Origin of the sequence: Comamonas suwonensis, from assembly GCF_012844455.2 — a bacterium.
Taxonomy (GTDB): domain Bacteria; phylum Pseudomonadota; class Gammaproteobacteria; order Burkholderiales; family Burkholderiaceae_C; genus Comamonas; species Comamonas suwonensis.
The window spans coordinates 1-18157 of sequence record NZ_JABBCQ020000004.1 but is presented as its reverse complement, the minus strand read 5'-3'; the positions used below and the strand labels follow the sequence as shown (position 1 = coordinate 18157).

General features: G+C 57.1%; 16 protein-coding genes. 8 read left to right on the top strand and 8 right to left on the bottom strand.

Annotated features, from left to right (window positions below; translation table 11 throughout):
- Window positions 1–22: 22 nt before the first annotated feature.
- Complete coding sequence (locus HF327_RS05470; RefSeq protein WP_169107296.1) at window positions 23–265, bottom strand: twin transmembrane helix small protein; 243 nt, start codon at window positions 263–265, stop codon at window positions 23–25.
- 14 nt (window positions 266–279) lie between these two features.
- On the opposite strand from HF327_RS05470, the gene HF327_RS05465 reads away from it, so the two are divergent.
- The 5 genes from HF327_RS05465 to HF327_RS05445 all read left to right on the top strand — a co-directional run bounded on the left by HF327_RS05465 (window position 280) and on the right by HF327_RS05445 (window position 5429).
- On the top strand, window positions 280–1104 hold the full coding sequence (locus tag HF327_RS05465; RefSeq protein WP_328701760.1) for an SURF1 family protein: 825 nt from the start codon (window positions 280–282) through the stop codon (window positions 1102–1104).
- The gene (locus HF327_RS05460; protein ID WP_169107295.1) at window positions 1034–1807 is read left to right on the top strand and encodes a hypothetical protein; all 774 of its coding nucleotides are present in this window, start codon (window positions 1034–1036) and stop codon (window positions 1805–1807) included. The genes HF327_RS05465 and HF327_RS05460 overlap by 71 nt, the downstream gene beginning before the upstream one ends.
- Window positions 1808–1890: 83 nt before the next feature.
- Window positions 1891–2808 (top strand): heme o synthase, encoded by a 918-nt coding sequence (gene cyoE, locus HF327_RS05455; protein ID WP_169107500.1) that lies wholly within the window; start codon window positions 1891–1893, stop codon window positions 2806–2808.
- Window positions 2809–2814: 6 nt separating this feature from the next.
- Complete coding sequence (locus HF327_RS05450; RefSeq protein WP_169107294.1) at window positions 2815–3420, top strand: SCO family protein; 606 nt, start codon at window positions 2815–2817, stop codon at window positions 3418–3420.
- A 230-nt stretch (window positions 3421–3650) separates the two neighbouring features.
- Entirely contained in the window at window positions 3651–5429 is a 1779-nt protein-coding gene (locus tag HF327_RS05445; protein WP_169107293.1) for a putative bifunctional diguanylate cyclase/phosphodiesterase, read from the top strand.
- Window positions 5430–5451: 22 nt separating this feature from the next.
- Here the strand turns inward: HF327_RS05445 and HF327_RS05440 are convergent, their stop codons facing one another.
- From HF327_RS05440 to rpoH, 6 genes are all read right to left on the bottom strand, one after another.
- Window positions 5452–6369 carry a DUF6999 family protein gene (locus HF327_RS05440; protein ID WP_169107292.1) on the bottom strand — a complete coding sequence of 306 codons (918 nt, stop codon included), beginning with the start codon at window positions 6367–6369 and terminating at the stop codon, window positions 5452–5454.
- A 24-nt stretch (window positions 6370–6393) separates the two neighbouring features.
- A complete protein-coding gene (locus HF327_RS05435; protein WP_169107291.1) occupies window positions 6394–8325 on the bottom strand; it encodes a beta-ketoacyl-ACP synthase III in 1932 nt (643 codons plus the stop codon).
- Between the two features lie 16 nt (window positions 8326–8341).
- A complete protein-coding gene (locus HF327_RS05430; RefSeq protein ID WP_169107290.1) occupies window positions 8342–9274 on the bottom strand; it encodes a fatty acid desaturase in 933 nt (310 codons plus the stop codon).
- Entirely contained in the window at window positions 9271–10017 is a 747-nt protein-coding gene (locus HF327_RS05425; protein WP_169107289.1) for a sterol desaturase family protein, read from the bottom strand. Before HF327_RS05425 ends, HF327_RS05430 begins: the two co-directional genes overlap by 4 nt.
- Before the next feature lie 188 nt (window positions 10018–10205).
- On the bottom strand, window positions 10206–11195 hold the full coding sequence (locus tag HF327_RS05420) for a Bug family tripartite tricarboxylate transporter substrate binding protein (RefSeq protein WP_099735828.1): 990 nt from the start codon (window positions 11193–11195) through the stop codon (window positions 10206–10208).
- A 141-nt stretch (window positions 11196–11336) separates the two neighbouring features.
- Complete coding sequence (gene rpoH, locus HF327_RS05415; RefSeq protein WP_169107288.1) at window positions 11337–12281, bottom strand: RNA polymerase sigma factor RpoH; 945 nt, start codon at window positions 12279–12281, stop codon at window positions 11337–11339.
- A 923-nt stretch (window positions 12282–13204) separates the two neighbouring features.
- Here rpoH and HF327_RS05410 point away from each other — a divergent pair.
- Genes HF327_RS05410 through HF327_RS05400 form a run of 3 tightly spaced genes read left to right on the top strand, consistent with a single transcriptional unit; the run spans window position 13205 to window position 16675 of the window.
- Complete coding sequence (locus HF327_RS05410; protein ID WP_236024061.1) at window positions 13205–13759, top strand: SMI1/KNR4 family protein; 555 nt, start codon at window positions 13205–13207, stop codon at window positions 13757–13759.
- Between the two features lie 41 nt (window positions 13760–13800).
- Window positions 13801–15453, top strand: a complete 1653-nt coding sequence (locus HF327_RS05405; RefSeq protein ID WP_169107287.1) for an AI-2E family transporter — start codon at window positions 13801–13803, stop codon at window positions 15451–15453.
- Window positions 15454–15466: 13 nt separating this feature from the next.
- Entirely contained in the window at window positions 15467–16675 is a 1209-nt protein-coding gene (locus HF327_RS05400) for a hypothetical protein (protein ID WP_169107286.1), read from the top strand.
- A gap of 946 nt (window positions 16676–17621) precedes the next feature.
- Here the strand turns inward: HF327_RS05400 and HF327_RS21875 are convergent.
- Window positions 17622–18157: ABC-three component system protein (locus HF327_RS21875; protein ID WP_206764349.1), on the bottom strand; the 536-nt coding region annotated here is incomplete at its 5' end.

The following is an 18157-nucleotide window of genomic DNA, read 5'->3' as shown; positions in this document are numbered from 1 at the left end:
GCGAGCAGCTGTTTGCAAAGGATCAGCTGCCTGGAACCCAGCCTGTAGGCTGGATCCAGCCCATCTTGGCGGCCATCAAAATGCACAGAAACAGCCCTATGGACAATGCCACGCGCAAGGCAAGGGCGTGGAACATCTTGCGGCTGCGCTCTGCGTCTTCGGCGGCTGTGCTGGCGCTGCCATCGCCCTTGCGCATCATGAAGAACAGCGCACTGCCAAGGCTCGCCAAAATGGCGAGAAAAGCGAGAATGATCACGAATTTCATGAATGGATTATCTGGTGCGAACTTCCCGAATTCCAGACCTCTGGCGGTTTCTACTGATCACATTCGCAGCCCTTGTCTGCGCAGGCATAACGGCATCGCTGGGTTTCTGGCAACTGGGCCGCGCCGCGCAAAAGCAGGAAATCTTTGACACCATGGCACGCCAGCAGGCGCTGGCGCCTTGGGGTAACGCAGAGCTTGCGAGCCAGGTTCCTGCAGTCAGCCAAATCCTGAGCGATTCGAAGCGCAAAGAGCTGCTGCACAGACCTGCGCAACTGCAAGGCCAGTGGCTGCCCGAGCAGACGGTGTTTCTGGAAAATCGCCAAATGCAGGGCAAGGTGGGTTTCTATGTGCTCACACCGTTTCGCCTTGCTGCGCCTCATGAAGGCACCGTCATCATCGTGCAGCGCGGCTGGGCACCGCGCAATTTCATGGATCGCATGGTGCTGCCGCCGGTGCATACGCCTGCTGGACTGCTCACGATTGAGGGCCGGCTTGAGGCTCCGCCCTCCAAGCTGATGGAGCTGGAAGGTGAGAATGGCGGGGCAGACCCTGATGGGAAAAAGTCGCGCATCCGACAGAATGCAGACATTGCCCAGTGGGCGCAGCAAAGCAGTCTGCCGTTGCTGGCGCTGAGCTTGGTGGAGACCAGTGATGGTGCCGCCAGCCAAGGCTTGCTGCGCGACTGGCCACAAATCAATGCCGGTGTGCAAAAGCACTACGGCTATGCCTTTCAGTGGTTCGGACTCAGTGTTTTGGTGGTGTTGCTTTATGTCTGGTTTCAACTCGTCCGACGCTTTTACCTCCCCCGCCGCGCGGCCCATCCCGCAGCGCCGCGATAGTGAGGGTCATGAAGGCGATGAGCCGCTGAGCTTTTCAATTCACAGCCTGCCAGACCCCGCACAAACCCAGATGCAGCAAGCGCGCAGTGGACGCTGGAAGATGCTGGCTGTGCTGCTGGTCTGCGCTGCGCCTGTGGTGGCTTCGTACTTCACCTATTACGTGCTGCGCCCTACGCAGCAGCGCAGCTATGGCGAGCTGATCAGCAGCCAGCCCAGTCTGCCTGATGTGAAGGTGCAAAAGCTCGATGGCTCCAGCATGGATTTGCGCAGTCTTCAGGGCCAGTGGCTGCTGGTCAGCACCAGCAATGCCAGCTGCGAAGCGCGCTGCCAGGACCACTTGTATCTGCAGCGCCAGTTGCGTGAAACGCTGGGCCGTGAAAAAGATCGGCTGGACTGGGTCTGGCTCATTAACGATCAGCAAGCCGTAAGCGAAAAAATCCTGCCCGCCGCCGAGCAGGCGACGGCGCTGCGCATGCCAGCTGCCGCTATTCAAGACTGGTTGAAACCTGAAGTCGGCCATACGCTGGATGAACACCTGTATGTGGTGGACCCGCAAGGCCACTGGATGATGCGCTTCCCGGCCCATATGGACAAAGCCACGGCAGGCAAGGCCAAGCGAGATCTGGAGCGACTGCTGCGTGCCTCTTCCTCATGGGATGAGGCCGGGCGTGCGGCTGCTGACGCCGCAGGGAATAAGCATTGAAATGCCCTATAGCGTATGCAGATAAACCGCTGCTAGCTATCTAAATCATAGTTATTGAGGAGGGTGACATGCAGGCAGAGGTCATGAATGTGGAGAGCATCCCTCAACCCGCTGCAGAGGCCGAGCAGCAGACATCGCGCTGGGCACAGTATTACGCGCTGACCAAACCGCGCGTGGTGCAGCTCATTGTGTTTTGTGCCTTCATCGGCATGGTGCTTGCCGTGCCTGGCGCGCCCACCTGGCAAGACTGGGGCCGCATGCTGGCGGCCTGCACAGGTATCTGGCTGGTGGCCGCGGCCGCGGCGGCTTTTAACTGCCTGGTAGAGCGCACGATTGATGCCCGAATGAAGCGCACCGCCTGGCGCCCCACGGCGCGTGGCGAGTTGTCGCACCGGCAGGCGCTGGTGTTTTCTGCCCTGCTGTGCGCAGCGGGTGCCGCCATCTTGCTGCTGGCCGTCAACGCGTTGACGCTATGGCTGACGCTGGCCACCTTTATCGGCTATGCGGTCGTCTACACACTGGTGCTCAAGCCACTCACACCTCAGAACATTGTGATTGGCGGTGCATCGGGAGCCATGCCGCCGGTGCTGGGCTGGGCCGCGATGACGGGGCAGGTCGGGCATGAGGCGCTGCTGCTGTTTCTCATCATCTTTCTGTGGACACCGCCACACTTCTGGGCGCTGGCGCTATACCGGGTTGAGGACTACCGCCGCGCGGGCCTGCCCATGCTGCCCGTGACGCATGGCAATGCCTTCACGCGGCTGCAAGTGTTTCTCTACACTGTGGTGCTGTTTGCGGGCTGCCTGCTGCCGTTCGTGGTGGGGATGAGCGGCTATCTGTACCTCTTTGCCGCAGTGGTCCTGGGGTTGGGGTTTTGCGGTTATGGTTGGGCACTGCTGCGCAACTACTCGGATGCGCTGGCACGCAAAACCTTCCGCTTTTCCCTGATTCACCTGAGTTTGCTGTTTGCAGCCCTGCTGGTGGATCACTACCTGACCTGAACCATCATGGATAAACGAGGTGCATTGCGCGCATTCGGCGCCGCAACACTGGCCTGCACAGCCGCATTCACTCTGACCGCCTGCAAGGACGATAAAAAGCCCGCGTTTCAAGGCGTGGATGTGACAGGTGCTGATTACGCCAAAGACATTCCGCTGACCGACGTGAATGGCCAAAAGCGCAGCCTCAAGGATTTCTCCGGCAAGGTCGTCGCCGTGTTCTTTGGCTACACCCAATGCCCCGATGTCTGTCCGACCACGCTGCAAGAGCTGCTGGAAGTCAAACAGGCGCTGGGCGCTGATGGCGACAAGCTGCAGGCGGTGTTTGTCTCGCTAGACCCTGAGCGCGACACGCCCGAAGTGCTCAAGGCCTATCTGGCGAACTTCGACCAGAGCTTTGTCGGCTTGAGCGGGACGCCTGAAGAGCTCGCCGCTGTGGTCAAGGACTTCAAGATTTACTTCAAGAAAGTTCCAGGCAAGGCCGAGGGGACCTACACCGTCGATCACTCTGCCGGCACTTATCTGTACGACCCTCAAGGCCGCTTGCGCATCTATGAGCGCTATGGCGCAGGCCCGCAAGTCCTGGTGCAGGATGTGAGAGCACTGCTGGGCTGATAGCGCGGCTGCTTGGAACATTTGTGCAGATGAGAGTAACCCATTGAAATTTCTTGTTACACATTTGTGTTTGATGTAGCGCAAGCAGATTGCGCTTGCTGCCGCGCATAGTGGGTGCTTTCAAACACTTGGCAAGGCTTCTCGCCGCGAGCCAGCAGATACCTATCCTCTGATGTTGCATGAGGCGGTTCTGCACGCAGGACGCCAGAGTGAATGTCTGGAGCGCTTGTATGGCTGAATGCCCTTTTTCTTCAATGCTTGAGCCTGTGTCCGAGGCCGCACTGGCGGACCGTCAGCGACGAATGGGTCTGGCGCTTTCTGCGGGGCACGATGAGGTGAGCCTGCCTTCCATGCTGCTGACTCAGCGTGAGCGTTATGCGCTGGACTCTGCTCCTGATGGAATCTTGCTGGTGGGGCGGGATGGGCGCATCGTGGCGGCCAACGCAGCCATGCAAGCCATATCGGGTTATGAATGCAGGGAGCTGGAAGGTCAGGGTCTCGACATCCTGCTGCCATCCGATGTTCAGGCGGTGCATGGTCACTACCTGCGCAGTTATTTCTCTCAGCCCTCGCGCCGCCCCATGGGGCTGGGTCGCGTTTTATGGCTGCAGCGAAAGCAAGGTAGTGCAATGCCTGTCGACATTGCTCTGGGTTTTTTGGGCGAAGATGGCGAAGGCTTGGCTGTCGCCTTTGTCCGGGATGTGACGGAGCTGCATCAGATGCAGCAACGTCTGAAGTTTCAGGCCACCAAGGACACTTTGACCGGCCTTAACAACCGCTGGCAGTTTGGTCAGGAACTGCAGGAGCAGCTCAAGATTGCTCAGGCTGGCGATGATCCCATGGCCCTGTTGCAGCTGGATCTGGATAATTTCAAGGCTATCAACGACGGTTACGGGCATGCTGCTGGCGACCATCTGCTCAGAGAAGTCGCCCGACGCCTGAAATCTCAGCTGCGCAGCGAAGGCATTCTGGCGCGGCTTGGAGGCGATGAATTCATCGTGCTCCTGGCGGGGGAGAACGCCGCCCGTGCGAGATTCTGGAGCGATCAGATTCTGGCTGCGCTGTCCATCCCTTTCAAACATGATGGGCTGGCGCTGGATTTCGGGGCCAGCATTGGCATCGCGTTGTATCCCGATGATGCCCAGACTGGCGATGATCTGATGCGGTTTGCCGATATGGCCATGTACAGCGCCAAGGCGCGGGGTCGTGGCAATGCCGTGTTTTTCGAGCCTTGCATGGGTAAGGAAATGGCCGAGCGTGTGCAGCTGGCCGAGCGCTTGCGCATGGCGCTCAGCTACGGCGGGCTGCAGTTGCATTACCAGCCGCAGGTCAGGATAGAGAGTGCCGCAGTGGTGGGGGTGGAGGCGTTGCTGCGCTGGAATGATCCGGTGCTGGGGAATGTCAGCCCCGTGCGTTTTATTCCGGTGGCGGAGGCTTCCGGGCAGATCGTGGCCTTGGGCAACTATGTGCTTGATGCCGCCTGCAAGCAGATTTCCGTGTGGCTGAAGGCCGGCACGCCGTTGCGCGTCGCGGTCAACCTCTCGGCCCATCAGTTGCGACAGGTGAATCTGGTCGAGCAGGTCAGCAGCTGTTTGACGCGGTATGAAGTGCCGCCGCAATGGCTGGAGCTGGAGGTGACGGAGTCGCAGGCCATGTTGAACCTCGAACAGGGACGCGAAGTGTTGCAAGGGCTGGCACGGCTGGGGGTGACGATTGCGCTTGATGATTTTGGCACCGGCCATTCATCGCTGGCCTATCTGCAATATCTGCCGCTGCAGCGCATCAAGCTGGGGCGGGAATTTTTGTCTCCATCTCCCTGCCGGGACCGCCTGATGGGCGGCATTGTGCACATGGCCCATGCACTCGATCTGGAGGTCGTGGCCGAAGGCGTGGAAGAGGTCGAACAGCTGGACCTGCTGCGCGACATTGGCTGCGAATTCTTTCAAGGCTGGCTGCATTCCCGCGCCATGCCTGCCGAACAGTTAGACGCTTGGTTAGTCATGGTCTGAAGAATTGATGACGGGTGATGGTTCATTGCTTGGCTTCGGCCGCCTTGTGCATCTTGGCCAACTCACGCGCTGGAATCGGCAGCTCACCGCTGGCCATGCGCGCAAGCAGCGAGTGCAGCATTTCGGTGGACAGCCCGTGCAGCACCAGACGGTAAGCCGCATAAAGCGTTGAATCCGGAACCATAGGATGCTTGTTGTTGAGCAACACCAGATGCTCGGGCGAGGCCAAAATCTTGGCGCAGTAAATGCCCAGGGTTTCATCCAGCTGCAGCGAGTTGCTGGCGCGCCAGAAATCGTTGTCGGTCAGTAGCAGCTGATAAATGGGCGTGTAAAGCTCAATGGCGCTTTGCAGATCGATGACGTTGAAGCGCCCGCGTGGCATGTCTTCGAGCTTGAGCTGGGGCTCGTGAATCATCGAAAAATCGGGCTCTGCGACAGGGACCAGCTCTTGCTTGTTTTCACGCAGCGCCTTGTTCAGGCGAATCACAAAGTTGAAGAGGTTGAGGTCGTGCTTGAGGAAGAGTTCCTCTTTCACATCGTCAATCTCCATGGGCATCAAAGGCGTGGTACTGACCTTGGTGGGCGAGTTGGCGGCCACAAACTGCAGCACCTGAGAGCCCAGGTGAAAGTGCCGCATGATGAGCCAGTTGGCCTCTGGCGAAAGAAACCTCTTCATGCCAAACGCCAGCATGCGGTGCAGCAAGATGGAGTGTGACCAGCGTTTTGGCAGAAAGATTTTCAGCGCCTGAATGAGGATCATCGACAGGCGCGCCATGGGCCGCATGGCGGGCAGAAAAAACTGGCGCGAGCTGCTGCTGCAGTCGCGCAGCCAGGCGGCTTTGACGTCATCGGGCAATGGCGTGCTCTGGTCCAGATACAGGGCCAGCCAAGGACTAGGGTCGCGTTCGTCCCAGATATGGTCGTTGAATTCGTTCTTCATCAGGCTGTCCTGCTCGTCTTGTTTTTATTCGGCCAGCACATGCTGGAACTGCATCAGATACATGGCCGCCGTGTGGCGGGCGGTCTGCAGTATGGCTTGCTGGGCCGTGCCTTCGGTGTCCAGGTCCAGCGCCATCTGCACGGCGATCAGCCAGCGCTCCAAATGGTTCTCGTCATTGGCACCGTGATACTCCAGAAAGCGAAAGGCATCGGGGGGCAAGGGCAGGGCGGCGCGCAGCAGCGGCAGCAAGCTGGGCACGATGCGCTGGCCCGTCCCTTCAATGATGTAGATGGCGCCCAGCAGGCCAATGGGGTTGGACGTAGCAGCAAGGCCGTGCAGATAGGCGTTGAGTGCCTCGCCACCGGGGTTGCGACGCAATTTGCCAATATCGGTTTCGGTGCCGCCGGCCTTCAGGTAGTCGCTGTGCAAAATTTTGAAGTCGTTTTGCTCTTCACCGGCATGCAGGTCGATGAGCGAGGCCAGCGTGGCGTAGTCGCCCGTGAGCGATGCTGCGCCTTCCCGCATCCACAGGCTGCCTTCGCGCACTTGGGGAATCCAGTGGCTCATCCAGCGCACATAGTCGCTGCTTTGCAGCTCGCGGGTGCGAATGCGGCGCAGCAGCGGCGAGCGCCAGACATTGCTGCGGTAGTCCTGCCAGATGCTGGCCAGCTCGGTCAGCAGTGGGGCCAGTTGCTGCGGTGCAGTAGCCGGGTCGTGCGGCGCAGCGATGGTGGACACATCGGGCAGGGCATCGTTGGCAATCGTTTCAGAGGCGGCGGTTTTATGAGGGAAATGGGCCTGTGGCGCTTGCTGAACGGGCGTATCCAGCTCTACTTCCCATAGCATGTAGCCGGCAGTGAAGCGGCCCGATTCGGGGATGAAGCAGAGCACGGTGTCGCCCGCTTTCAGGCGCTTGCCTTCTTTCTGCAAAAACTCCGACATCATGATGAAGATGGAGGCCGCGCCCGTGTTGCCACGCCAGGCCAGATTGCTCCACCAGCGCTCACGCGGGATGCTGAGCTGTGCTTTGCCCAGCAGATCATCGACGACGGGGATGAAACGCTCTGACGAGTAGTGGCACAGAAAGTGGTCAATACCGCGCTCGGGCACCCAGCCTTTGTGGGCGAGGTCGGCGTATTCGTGAATGCAGACGTCAAACAGGTGCGGCAGCAGGCGAATGTCCTGGCGCAGCGACAGCGCACCGGCTGCCTCGGCATCGCCCCAGGCGGGGAAGTCCAGGTGGCTTTTGCTGCGATCTGCCGTCAGGCCCAGTTGCATGCAGACGGGGTAGTCTCCGGCAAAACTGCGCTGGTGCGTCCACTTGAGCTTGAGGCGCAGGCCATTGGCTTGCGGCAGGGCCTTGGGTCCGCCCAGCAACACCGCACCTGCGCCATCCGACAGCATCCAGCGCAGAAAGTGGGCGTCAAAGTCGGTGTTGTAATCCTGCGCGGCGAAGCGCGAGCGCTTGAACAGGCGCGATGGCATCTCGCTGGCCACAGACAGCGCCAGTGAGTGCGCGCCGCTTTCCACCGCTATGGCCGCTGCCTGCATGGCTCCCACGCTGGCGGCGCAGACGCCGTGCACCGATAAGGTCTCCATGGGGGGCGCAGCCATCTCGCCCTGAATCATGCTGGCAAAGCCGGGCATCAGCGCATCGCCACCTGATGAACCGCTGGAGAGGTAGCCTACATCAGCGAGCGTCTTGCCAGCCAGTGCCAGTGTTTCTGTAATTGCACCTGCGGCCATCTGCGTGTTGCTGAAGACGGTCTGGCCAGCGCCATCGATGGCGTAGTAGCGCTGCTGAATGCCGTTTTCCGCCAGGATGCGTTGCTTGATGCGCCCGGAGATGCGGTTCAGCGGTGCGACATATGCATCCATGCCAGCGTTATCCACCGGAGAGCCAGGCAGGAACATACCGGCAGATTGAAGATAGACGTTTGAATAGGCAACAGGCATAGATCCTCGACAGGTTTTACTTCACAGCGTCTGGCGGCATTTGCGGCTGGGTTCTTGCCGCGGGCCAGATCAGACCCAATACAAACACGCGTCCCATGTAGGGCAGCAGGCCCCCCTCGTTCAATGCGGGCGTAACTCGCTGGCGGTAAATACGCTCATGCAGCGTGGTCAGATCAGACCAGTGGGCATGCGGGCATTCATGGTGCGCGGTGTGCAGGCCAATATTAAAAAGCAGGGGGTTGACCAGCCCCTCAAAGTTGCGGGCGTAGTTCAGCTCGATACCTGGAGTATTGCGCTGCGCTCTGGACAGCGGCCTGCCATCGGCATGGGCGTGCTGCAGGTAGTTGGTGGCCAGCAGCCAGTGCAGCCCATGCAACTGGGGGACGATGATAAAGATCAGCGCCTTTTGCCAGTCCAGCCACAGAAAGAATCCCCAGCTACCCAGCCACAGCGCGTACTGCCCCATGCAATAGCGGAATGCTCCGGGCCAGCGAAGGCGCAGATTGTTCAGCCAGCGAAAAAACAGCGGGTAGAGCACCACGGCGGCCTGCAGCGGATGAATCAGATAACCCCAGAGATGGTTGGTGTCGCCGCCAAAGTCTGGCCGGTAGGTGCGCGCTAGATCGCGCGGCCCGTGGCGAAAGCGGTGGTGGTTGGCCACATGGGCGGGCCAGAACACAAAGGTGGGGTGGCCTTGCAGCAGGGTCAGCCAGTAGTCGGTGGCGCGGTTCGTCCAGCGGCCCCACCACATGCGCACATGGGTGTGGTTGTGGTGAATGACGCCCACGCCCAGCGTTAAAAACAGCTCAATGCCGTAGAGGATGAGGTTGAAGCCATGCGACCACTGCCACCAGACGATCAGCGGGAGGATGAGCATGTAGAACACGGACTGCCAGTCGCGCCAATGGCGCAGAGTGGGAGGCAGGCGCTGGCCGGGGTGTTGGCTCATTCAGCGGCTGGTGCGCGGGTGTAGGCGGTCTTGACCTTGGTGCCCATGATCTGATCCATAAAGGGCAGCGCAAAGCCATAGTTGCCTGCTGGCCGTGAGTGGTGCAGATGGTGGCGACGGCTGGCCGCCAGAGGGTGCGAGTCAAGCACGTTGGGGAAAAAGTCGTAGTTGGAGTGGCCGATGAGATTGAGGATCAGGCTCAGCACCGGCACTGACGCCAGTGACCAGAAGTTGAAGTCATGCACAACCATGGGTAGCAAAATGATGTTGCCCAGCATCAGTGCCTCAATCGGGTGAAAGCTGTAGGTGGACCAGGGCGTTGTCACCACGGAGCGATGGTGGTCGCCGTGATAGCGCACCAGCTTGCGGGTATGCAGCAGACGGTGGTTGATCCAGAAGTGCACATCGTTCCAGATCAGCAGCACGGCAATCTCCAGCGCAATGCGACCTGCACTGGCATCGGGTGTCAAGTGTGCCCAGCCCAGTTGCAAAAAGCCCCAGGGCACGATCATGCCGAGGCCGAAAACCAGAATCGAATGAAACGACTGACGCCATTCGCGGCCTAACTGATCGGGCTTGAGCGGGCGCGTGTCGAGTACCTGACCGATGCCAAGTCGAGAAAGCACAGCAGTCAGCGTGCTCATGAGCAGGCCGCCCAGCAGATAAATACCACCGAAAAAAACCAGCCCCAACAGCATGACTTGCCAAGCGTTGAGTTGCGTGAACCAGGTACCAGCGTCCATGAAGGCTCCGTAAACAGCGGGACAGCCTGATAAAAAATGCGCCCGATGGCATAGCGTAAACGCATGCCTGTCGAGCGCATGATATCTGACGAGGTAGTCGCTTTATGGGATACCGAACGGAGTTTCAGCAGAGACGCTTAGCAAACACCAAACGTTTAAAACGGGCGCGCCAACGCCTCTCGGTGAGCTTATTGCGACGTGATGTGCTGATCGCGAATGATGGCACCCAGCGCCTTCACATCCTGCTGAATGCGGTTCTGCAGACCTTCAGGGGAGCTGCCCACCGCTTGCCAGCCTTGCATGGAAAGCTTCTGGCGCATTTCAGGCGTGCGCACAATTTCGCTGACGGCTGCGGCCAGCTTTTCTACGTGGGCCTTGGGCATGGACTTAGGCGCAGCTACGGCGTTCCAGATTTCCAGATCAAAGTTGTTGACGCCCAGATCCTTCAGACTGGGCAGGCCGGGAGCCAGTGGGCTTCGGGCGGCAGAAGTCACAGCAATGCCGTGCAGCTTGCCTGCCTGAATCTGCGCCATGGCCAGAGCCGGGGGCAGCATGGACAGTTTCAGATCGCCGCCCTGAATGGCATTGAAGACCTGTGGGTAGCCGGTATAGGGAACATGCACGGCCTTGATGGCAGAGCGGCTCTTGAGCAACTCCATGCCCAGATGGCCGACGGTGCCCACACCGGGGGAGCCGTAGCTCCACTTGTCGCCCGCTTGGGCTGCGGCTTCCATGAAGGCTTTGCCTTGTGGTGCCGATGCGGGAGCCACCAGCACCAGTGGTGCCACGCCAATCAGGCTTACGGGCTGCAGGTCTTTGATGGGGTCGTAGCGCACGGCGGGGTTGAGCATCTTGGCGATGGTCATATTGCCGTTGATCATCACGCTGAAGGTGTAGCCGTCAGCCTTGGCTACGTATTCGCCTGCAATATTGCCGCCAGCACCCACGCGGTTTTCCACGATAACCGTCTGGCCCAGTTTCTTTTCCAGTGGTTCGGCCAGTGCGCGGGCTGTGAGGTCAGGGGAAGAGCCGGCTGGGAAGCCCACAATCAGGTGCAGGGGCTTGTCGGGCCAGTTGTCAGCGGCCATGGCTGCGGGTGCCAGCGTTGCGGCCATCAGGGCGGCACCGGCGGCGACCAGGCTGCGGCGAGACAGATTCTTCAAAGTGCGTGCGTGCATGGCAGGTCTCTTATGTCTTGTTGGTATGAAGATCGACGCAGATGCCTGTGACACCGACGCCAGAAATGAAAAACCCGGAAATTATCCGGGTTTAGGGTTCAGCATTTCAGCCTTTTTAAGGGCTTTGGCGCAAGTTGGTGTTTACGCAAACTCGGCCAGCGCTTTTTTCATCTTTTTCATGGCGGCTACTTCAATCTGGCGAATGCGCTCGGCGCTCACACCATATTCGGCAGCCAGTTCATGCAGCGTCATGCCGCCAGATCCATCGTCGTTCACCTGCAACCAGCGCTGCTCAACGATACGGCGGCTGCGGTCATCCAGACCTTCCAGTGCCAGAGCCAGGCCATCGGTTGCCAGATGGTCACGCTGGCGCGACTCGATCATGGCCGTAGGCTCATGGTTGGCGTCGGCCAGATAGGCGATGGGGCCATAAGCCTGTTCGCCATCATCGCTGGGCGAAGGGTCCAGAAGTACGTCGCCGCCCGAAAGACGGGTTTCCATCTCCATGACTTCTTCGCGCTTCACGTTGAGTTTGGCCGCGACCGTGTCAATCTCATGCGAAGTCAGCGTGTCGCGCATCATGGGCTCGTCATCTGCCATGGCGGCGTCAGACTTGAGACCGTTCTTCATCGAGCGCAGATTGAAGAACAGCTTGCGCTGAGCCTTGGTCGTCGCAACCTTGACCATGCGCCAGTTCTTCAGGATGTACTCGTGGATCTCAGCCTTGATCCAGTGCATGGCGTAGCTAACCAGACGCACGCCTTGATCGGGATCGAAGCGTTTGACAGCCTTCATCAGGCCCACATTGCCCTCCTGAATCAGGTCGCCGTGAGGCAGGCCATAACCCAGATACTGGCGCGAAATAGACACGACCAGACGCAGGTGAGACATCACCAGACGCCCGGCGGCGTCCAGGTCGTTGTTTTCTTTGAGCTTGCGTGCGTATGCCTGCTCTTCCTCAAGGGTGAGCATGGGCAGACGATTGGCGGCCGAGATATAGGCATCGAGGTTGCCCAGCGAAGGAACCATCGCCCAAGGGTTAGCGGGTGCCAAGGCTGTAGCAATGGAGCCGGAGGCAGTTGTCATTGCGGGTTTCCTTTCTTCCATAATCTTCATATTAGCACTCTGTTAGAGGGAGTGCTAAAGACAAAGTTCCCGCAAATTTCGTAGGGGGAGTTAAACCCGTGAGGTGTCGTTGTCGATTGTCGGTTCTCGCTCAGTTTTGTACTTTTCTCACTGAGTTTTGTACTCCTGTTTATCCAAAATAACGATGCAACTGATTGATTTAATTAATGAATTTTTGAGATTTCATTTTTTTGAAGACGCGAATTTGCCCGTTTTTTAGGCAAATTGCTCAAAAAAGCCGTAAATCCTTAGCGCGTGAATTTGTTTTATCCGCACTCCACTTATTTGTCTTCATGAAGAAGCGCCTGTGCCAGGTTCAAGCGGGCAACAGCTGGATACCCGTACCCCCTAGCAAATTGCGAGTCTCAGGTTGAACATGCGAGTTCTATAGGACATGCTGCTAGAGGCATCCGATGGTTTTTGAGGCGGGCCTAGAGTGCCGTTCTTGAGCAAGTCGATTGCCCATGTGTGCGCAACAATGTTTGTTCTGCATACCCAGCTAGATCTGAGTCACTTTGTGCTGTTGGAGCCTCGGGCCAGATGTCGGCAACGGCCCAATGCGTGTACTGGCAACATTGAGCATCTGTACCAAATGCTCGCTATCAGTGCGACGACAGCTTCAGCCTGCGATTGACTGAGAAGATGATCGTCCTTGGCTTCCGAGGCAATTTTCCGGCCTACTGCTTTTGGCCAGTAACAGTCGGTCAGAGCTAGAGCTTGAGCGACTGCTTCAGTTTGAACCCGGTCGGTCGCGTTTAGTTGTCCGAGTGCCGGAAAGGACAAATAGTGATCGCCCTGCAATTGCAGTCGATATTGACAGCTACAGGGTCACCCGCAAGCAGTGAAATTGACTGTCATGACACGGGCCCGTCCGGGCATGAGGTATGCTGCATGATGAATTTGGTAACAAAATGAAACAAGGAAAAGTTGTCATGAAGCAGCAATGGGAAAGGCTAGAAGCATGGCTCAAAGCCAACAACCCTGCACTACTTGCCGACCTCAATCCCCCAGCAAGCGATGCCAAGATACAAACACTGGAACAGACGCTCGGTGTGACGTTGCCGGTTGATTTTGTCGAATGCCTCAGGGTACACGATGGGCAACGTGGCGGGGTTGAGTGGTTGTTCCCGAGTGCTGAATTTCTGTCATCGGAGCGAATTCTGGATGAATGGGCAATCTGGAAAGACCTGCTGGATGGCGGCGATTTCGATGGTGCTAAAGCCCGCCCGGGAGCTGGCATCCAGCCAGCCTGGTGGAGCCCGAAGTGGATCCCGTTCACTTACAACGGAGCGGGGGACCACCTGTGCCTCGACCTTGATCCAGCCTGCGGTGGTCGGGTTGGTCAGATCATCACGCTTTGGCACGATGACGGCGCACGCAATAAGAAAGCCGACAGCTTTTTCCAATGGTTTACTGAGTTTGTAGATCTGACAGTGTGATTTAGCGAGGCCAAGACCGGCTGATAACAGAAAGAAGATAAGTGAACCAGAGCATTGCAGAGCTGAAGCAGCAGCGCCTCAACAAACTCTTTGATGACTGCCAGCAGCAAGTCATATCCCAGATCATCGGTCCTTTTGGCCTGTCGACGGCCATGTTCGAAGACCGTAATGGTGGGAACGTCACCACGCTACATAACTTCAAACGCGAAGATAGCGACTATGTAGCAACCAACTCAGACAAGAAGCTCCATGCGCAGTCCAAGAAAAAATACGACGAAGCAGTCCGTTCGGGGTACGAGGTAAAAAAAAAGGAGCAAGCCAAAGGTGCAGGCGAAAAGGTTTGGGAAGATTTACGGCAGGACAAAATCAAACAAGGCCAGGATGAATATACCGGGCGCAATGTTTCTGCTGATGGAAAGGTCGAACTGAAGGATGGACGCATCGTCGGTGTCGACTTGGATCATGTCGTTTCCGTCAAGGAAATTCATGGCGATCCAAAGATTCACCTTGCATTGGGGCAGGACAAAGGTGAGGCCACGGCAGATGTCACGCGTATTCGTGAGGTCGCCAATAGTGATGAAAATCTGGCCCTTACCAATATGTCGGCAAATCGTTCCAAGGGAGAAAAAGATCTCAAGGAATGGTCTGAAGAAAAGCGCAAGGATGGCTCGACCAATGCCGAGAAGTTTGATCTCGACGAACAGCTAGTGGAGCAGAAATACCAGGAAGCCAAGAAGCACATCAATGACACGGCCAACAAAGCATTGCTCAAGAAGCAGACTACCGAGCTGCTGCAGTCCGGAGGAGCTCAGGCTGTGAAGCAGGGGATGTGCCAGGCCTTGGGCCTACTGCTGACCGAATTGGTCAACGGCCTGTTCAATGAGTTCAAGGTGTTGATCAAGCATGGGGTCGAAGCCGGAAAGACCTTGTTCGGGGAAATCCGCGAGCGTCTAGCGCGAGTCATCGACTTGGTTGTCAAGAAAATTCCCGACGCGGTGAGTCAGATGTTTCAGGGTGGCGTCAGCGGTTTCATGAGCAATCTGCTGACATTCCTGATCAATAGCTTTCTCTCCACCGCAAAGCGCTTCGTCACCGTAATTCGCGAGGGCCTGCTGGGCTTGTTTCGTGCGTTCAAGATGATCTTTTTTCCGCCCACGCATATGACCAGCGACCAAGCTCTGCAGGAAGGGTTAAAGATTCTGACTGCAGTGGTGATCACTTCGGTCGGCCTGCTGCTCACCGAGACGATGGGCGGCTTCATGGCAACGGTGCCTTTCCTCAAGCCCTTTGCGGATTTGATTACACCGGTGCTGATTGGCATCATGACAGGCCTGCTCTCGGCCTTTCTCGCCTATCAGATCGATTGTTTGTTCGACCGCTACCGGAACTCGCAGAGTGAAAAATTCATAGACGAGCTGCTGACTGATGCAAAACGTCGCGATGAGTTCGCCACGGAATTGGTCGCTCTTTCCGAGACCTCATTGGGCAACATTGAAAATTACTCGAAATCCATCAGCCTCTACCAAAGCATCGGCGTAACGCTGGGAGCTGCCGGGACAGCTGCGGCTGCCACCCTGGCCAGTTTGGAGCAGACCGTTGTCGAAACCGGTGAACAGGTGGCCAAGAGCTTCGCGATGATCGACTTCATCAATGAAAGCCAGTCGGAAATCGACGATTTTCTGAAAACCCTTTGAAAGCTCAATGGATATGAACGCGTTGAACAAGCAAGAACTCCAGATCATCGAGGTATTCTCCTCGGTGAACATCCCAGAAAAAATCATCCGTGACAGCAATATCAAAGAGCTGATCAATGGCATGCTTTCTGCGCAGGATGCGGTTGCGACGAATGCCGAGCAATTAGCGCAGCTGCGTCGGGAGAAAAAGGAGGGAAACTTCTTGGGTAACTGGTGGGATGATCGCGGCGAAAAAATTCAGGATGCCCAGCTAGATCTGAACCAGACCATTGGCCGTCTGACCGCGAAATCCTCGCAACTGCTGATTGTCAACACGGCGATCTCCAAGGTGCTGACCGACCAGCAGCGTATTCTTCTGGAGCAGCAGAACATACTCAAGCAACAGACCAACACTCTGGAGCAGCAAAATCGGAAAATTCTCGAGCAGCAGAATCTGTTGGAGAAGCAACAGCAAGACATTAACAAGGCCAATCAGGGCTTGTTGGAGGCCAAGGGCATTACCCAAGAGCAGGCGCAGCAGTTGGTCGGCTGCGTGAAGCTGGTCAAGGAAGCAGAAAGCCGTATCAGCGTGGAAAGCCAGGCTTTGAAATCGGATGTCAAGAAATCCTTGCTCGATTCAGTCGAGCAGTGCCTGGGGCGTCTGAACAGTGGCTTTGCTGAGCAGCAACAACGGGCGGGCGCTTTCGAACAACAGGTCATCGATGGTTTTTCGACTCAAGCCCTGCGGGCCCAGGAGACGCTGGAACAGATCACGGCCGAGAATACCCAGCGCAAAGCAGCCATCCAGGAGCAGTTGGCCACGACCGTCACTGCACTGGAACAACATCGCGAAGTTCTTGAGCAACAACTGACCACTGCCTTCTCTAACCAATCGCAACACACCCAAGCTGAATTGGCGCATTTTGCTAGCGATACCGCTGATTTCAAAGTCGACATCGGGCAGCAGCTACAGCTGCACATTCAATCCGTCTTAGAGAAAGTGTCTGTACAGGACGTTACTGCCAAGCTACTGCACGAGGCGGTTAAGGGCGTCGAACAGAAGCAGGAAGCTAGCCTAAATGAGCAGACCAAGATGCTCAAGGCCACCGAAACTCAACTGACAGCCCTGCAAGCTGAACAACAGAGAGGTGCCCGAAGCAATCATCTGGCCGTTGCTGTGACTGCTACCCTGGCACTGGTATCGCTGGGCTGGCAGGTAGCTCAGCACTTTGCGCTAGTGTGATCCGGCGAAGGATTGCCGGAGCTCGTTAGCGTGCTTCGGCAATCAGTTGCTGTAGCGTTGCCTAAACTGCAGTGTTCAAGTTTGTTCGGTCAAGCAGGGGGCGCCCAGATTTTGTCGGATGCATAAGGGCTGCAAACGTCATGCGACCGAACGCGCCAGACCTTTGGCTTACTGATTGCCAAGTTTGTCGAGGGATAACATTTGCGACTTCTGCTATGCGCTGCACAGCAGTCATTCACAGAATTAGATTGACCGGCTGGTATGGGTCGTCAGCACCTGTTCGTAGCTTGCGAGAGCTGCCGCTCAGGTTGTCTGGGGTACTGAGACCCAGCAAGCTTCCGGTTTGAGGCTCGTAGCGGTCGTCTGATCAGATAGCGGGTCAACGTCTGGTCTCGGCAGCAGCGGTCACAAGCTTGCCAAAGCTCAGCGGCTGCAACCAGCCTAAAGCTGTCCTTGAAGAAGGGCTACGGCCTTTTCCCATTCGGGCGATGGCATAAAACCTAAGCTTAAAGTGTGCGCGTACAGGCTGTTGACCATATCCAAAGATGCGTTGACCTCGCGCGCGCAACGCAAGATCAAACTAGGCTCAATTTCGTTAAAAAAAGGAGCTAAAACTCCATTCACCCATTCATTTTTTCCACTTAAGCGACCATTGCAAAACGATGCAATCACATCCGACGAACTTACGATGGGTCCGTATGGAACATTCATATGGTTTGCGATGAGGTAAGCGCCTGACATGCATCTGATTGTCTAGTATTGCTAGCTGACTTGGTAATTTCGTTGCTCGAGTGGTGGTGCTCTACGAGGACTAAGCGTCTCGTTTTATCAATGCCGTCTTGGCGCTGTTTGAGCAAGGATTGATTGAGTGACCAAGTTCGAAGGCTGCTGCTTGTAAACGATGAGTATCCGGAGCCAAGACCTCACTAGGGGTAGAAATTGGCGCTTACGCGTGATCAACCTCCGGAAGCTCCATTCCATCCGTTAATTGTTCCTCATACCGACCTGCGGAACGCTGACGTATCGCCGCGGCTAATTGTTGCAGTGTCATCATGATCAGTGTCCTTTCCCGCAAGCTTCGATTGCACGCTTCGCGTGCCTGAAGCCAAGCACCCCAGTGCCTTTGGAAATGCGCTTGCAGTTTGATCAGCGTGCCTGTTCGCAGCTGTTTATAAACTTGGGATCTTGTAACTAGCAGGCGAGGCTGTCGCTCGGCCGCCATGCTATGACCGGATTCCAGGTCCTCAGCTATACCTGCCTGAAGCAACTCAGTTGCAGACTCCTCTATGCCCGAAAGGATGACTACGGGTGGAGGGGAATGGCCCAGCAACTTGCGCAGGTTGTCATCCCCTAGACGCCTGGGGCCGTCAGTATCTCCAAGCTCTCCAGACCAGTGACGCAGTGCGATGCTCAGCACATCACCCACTGGTTCGATCGAACGCCAATTGGCACCGCCAAGACCCACGCTTACCAATAGCAACA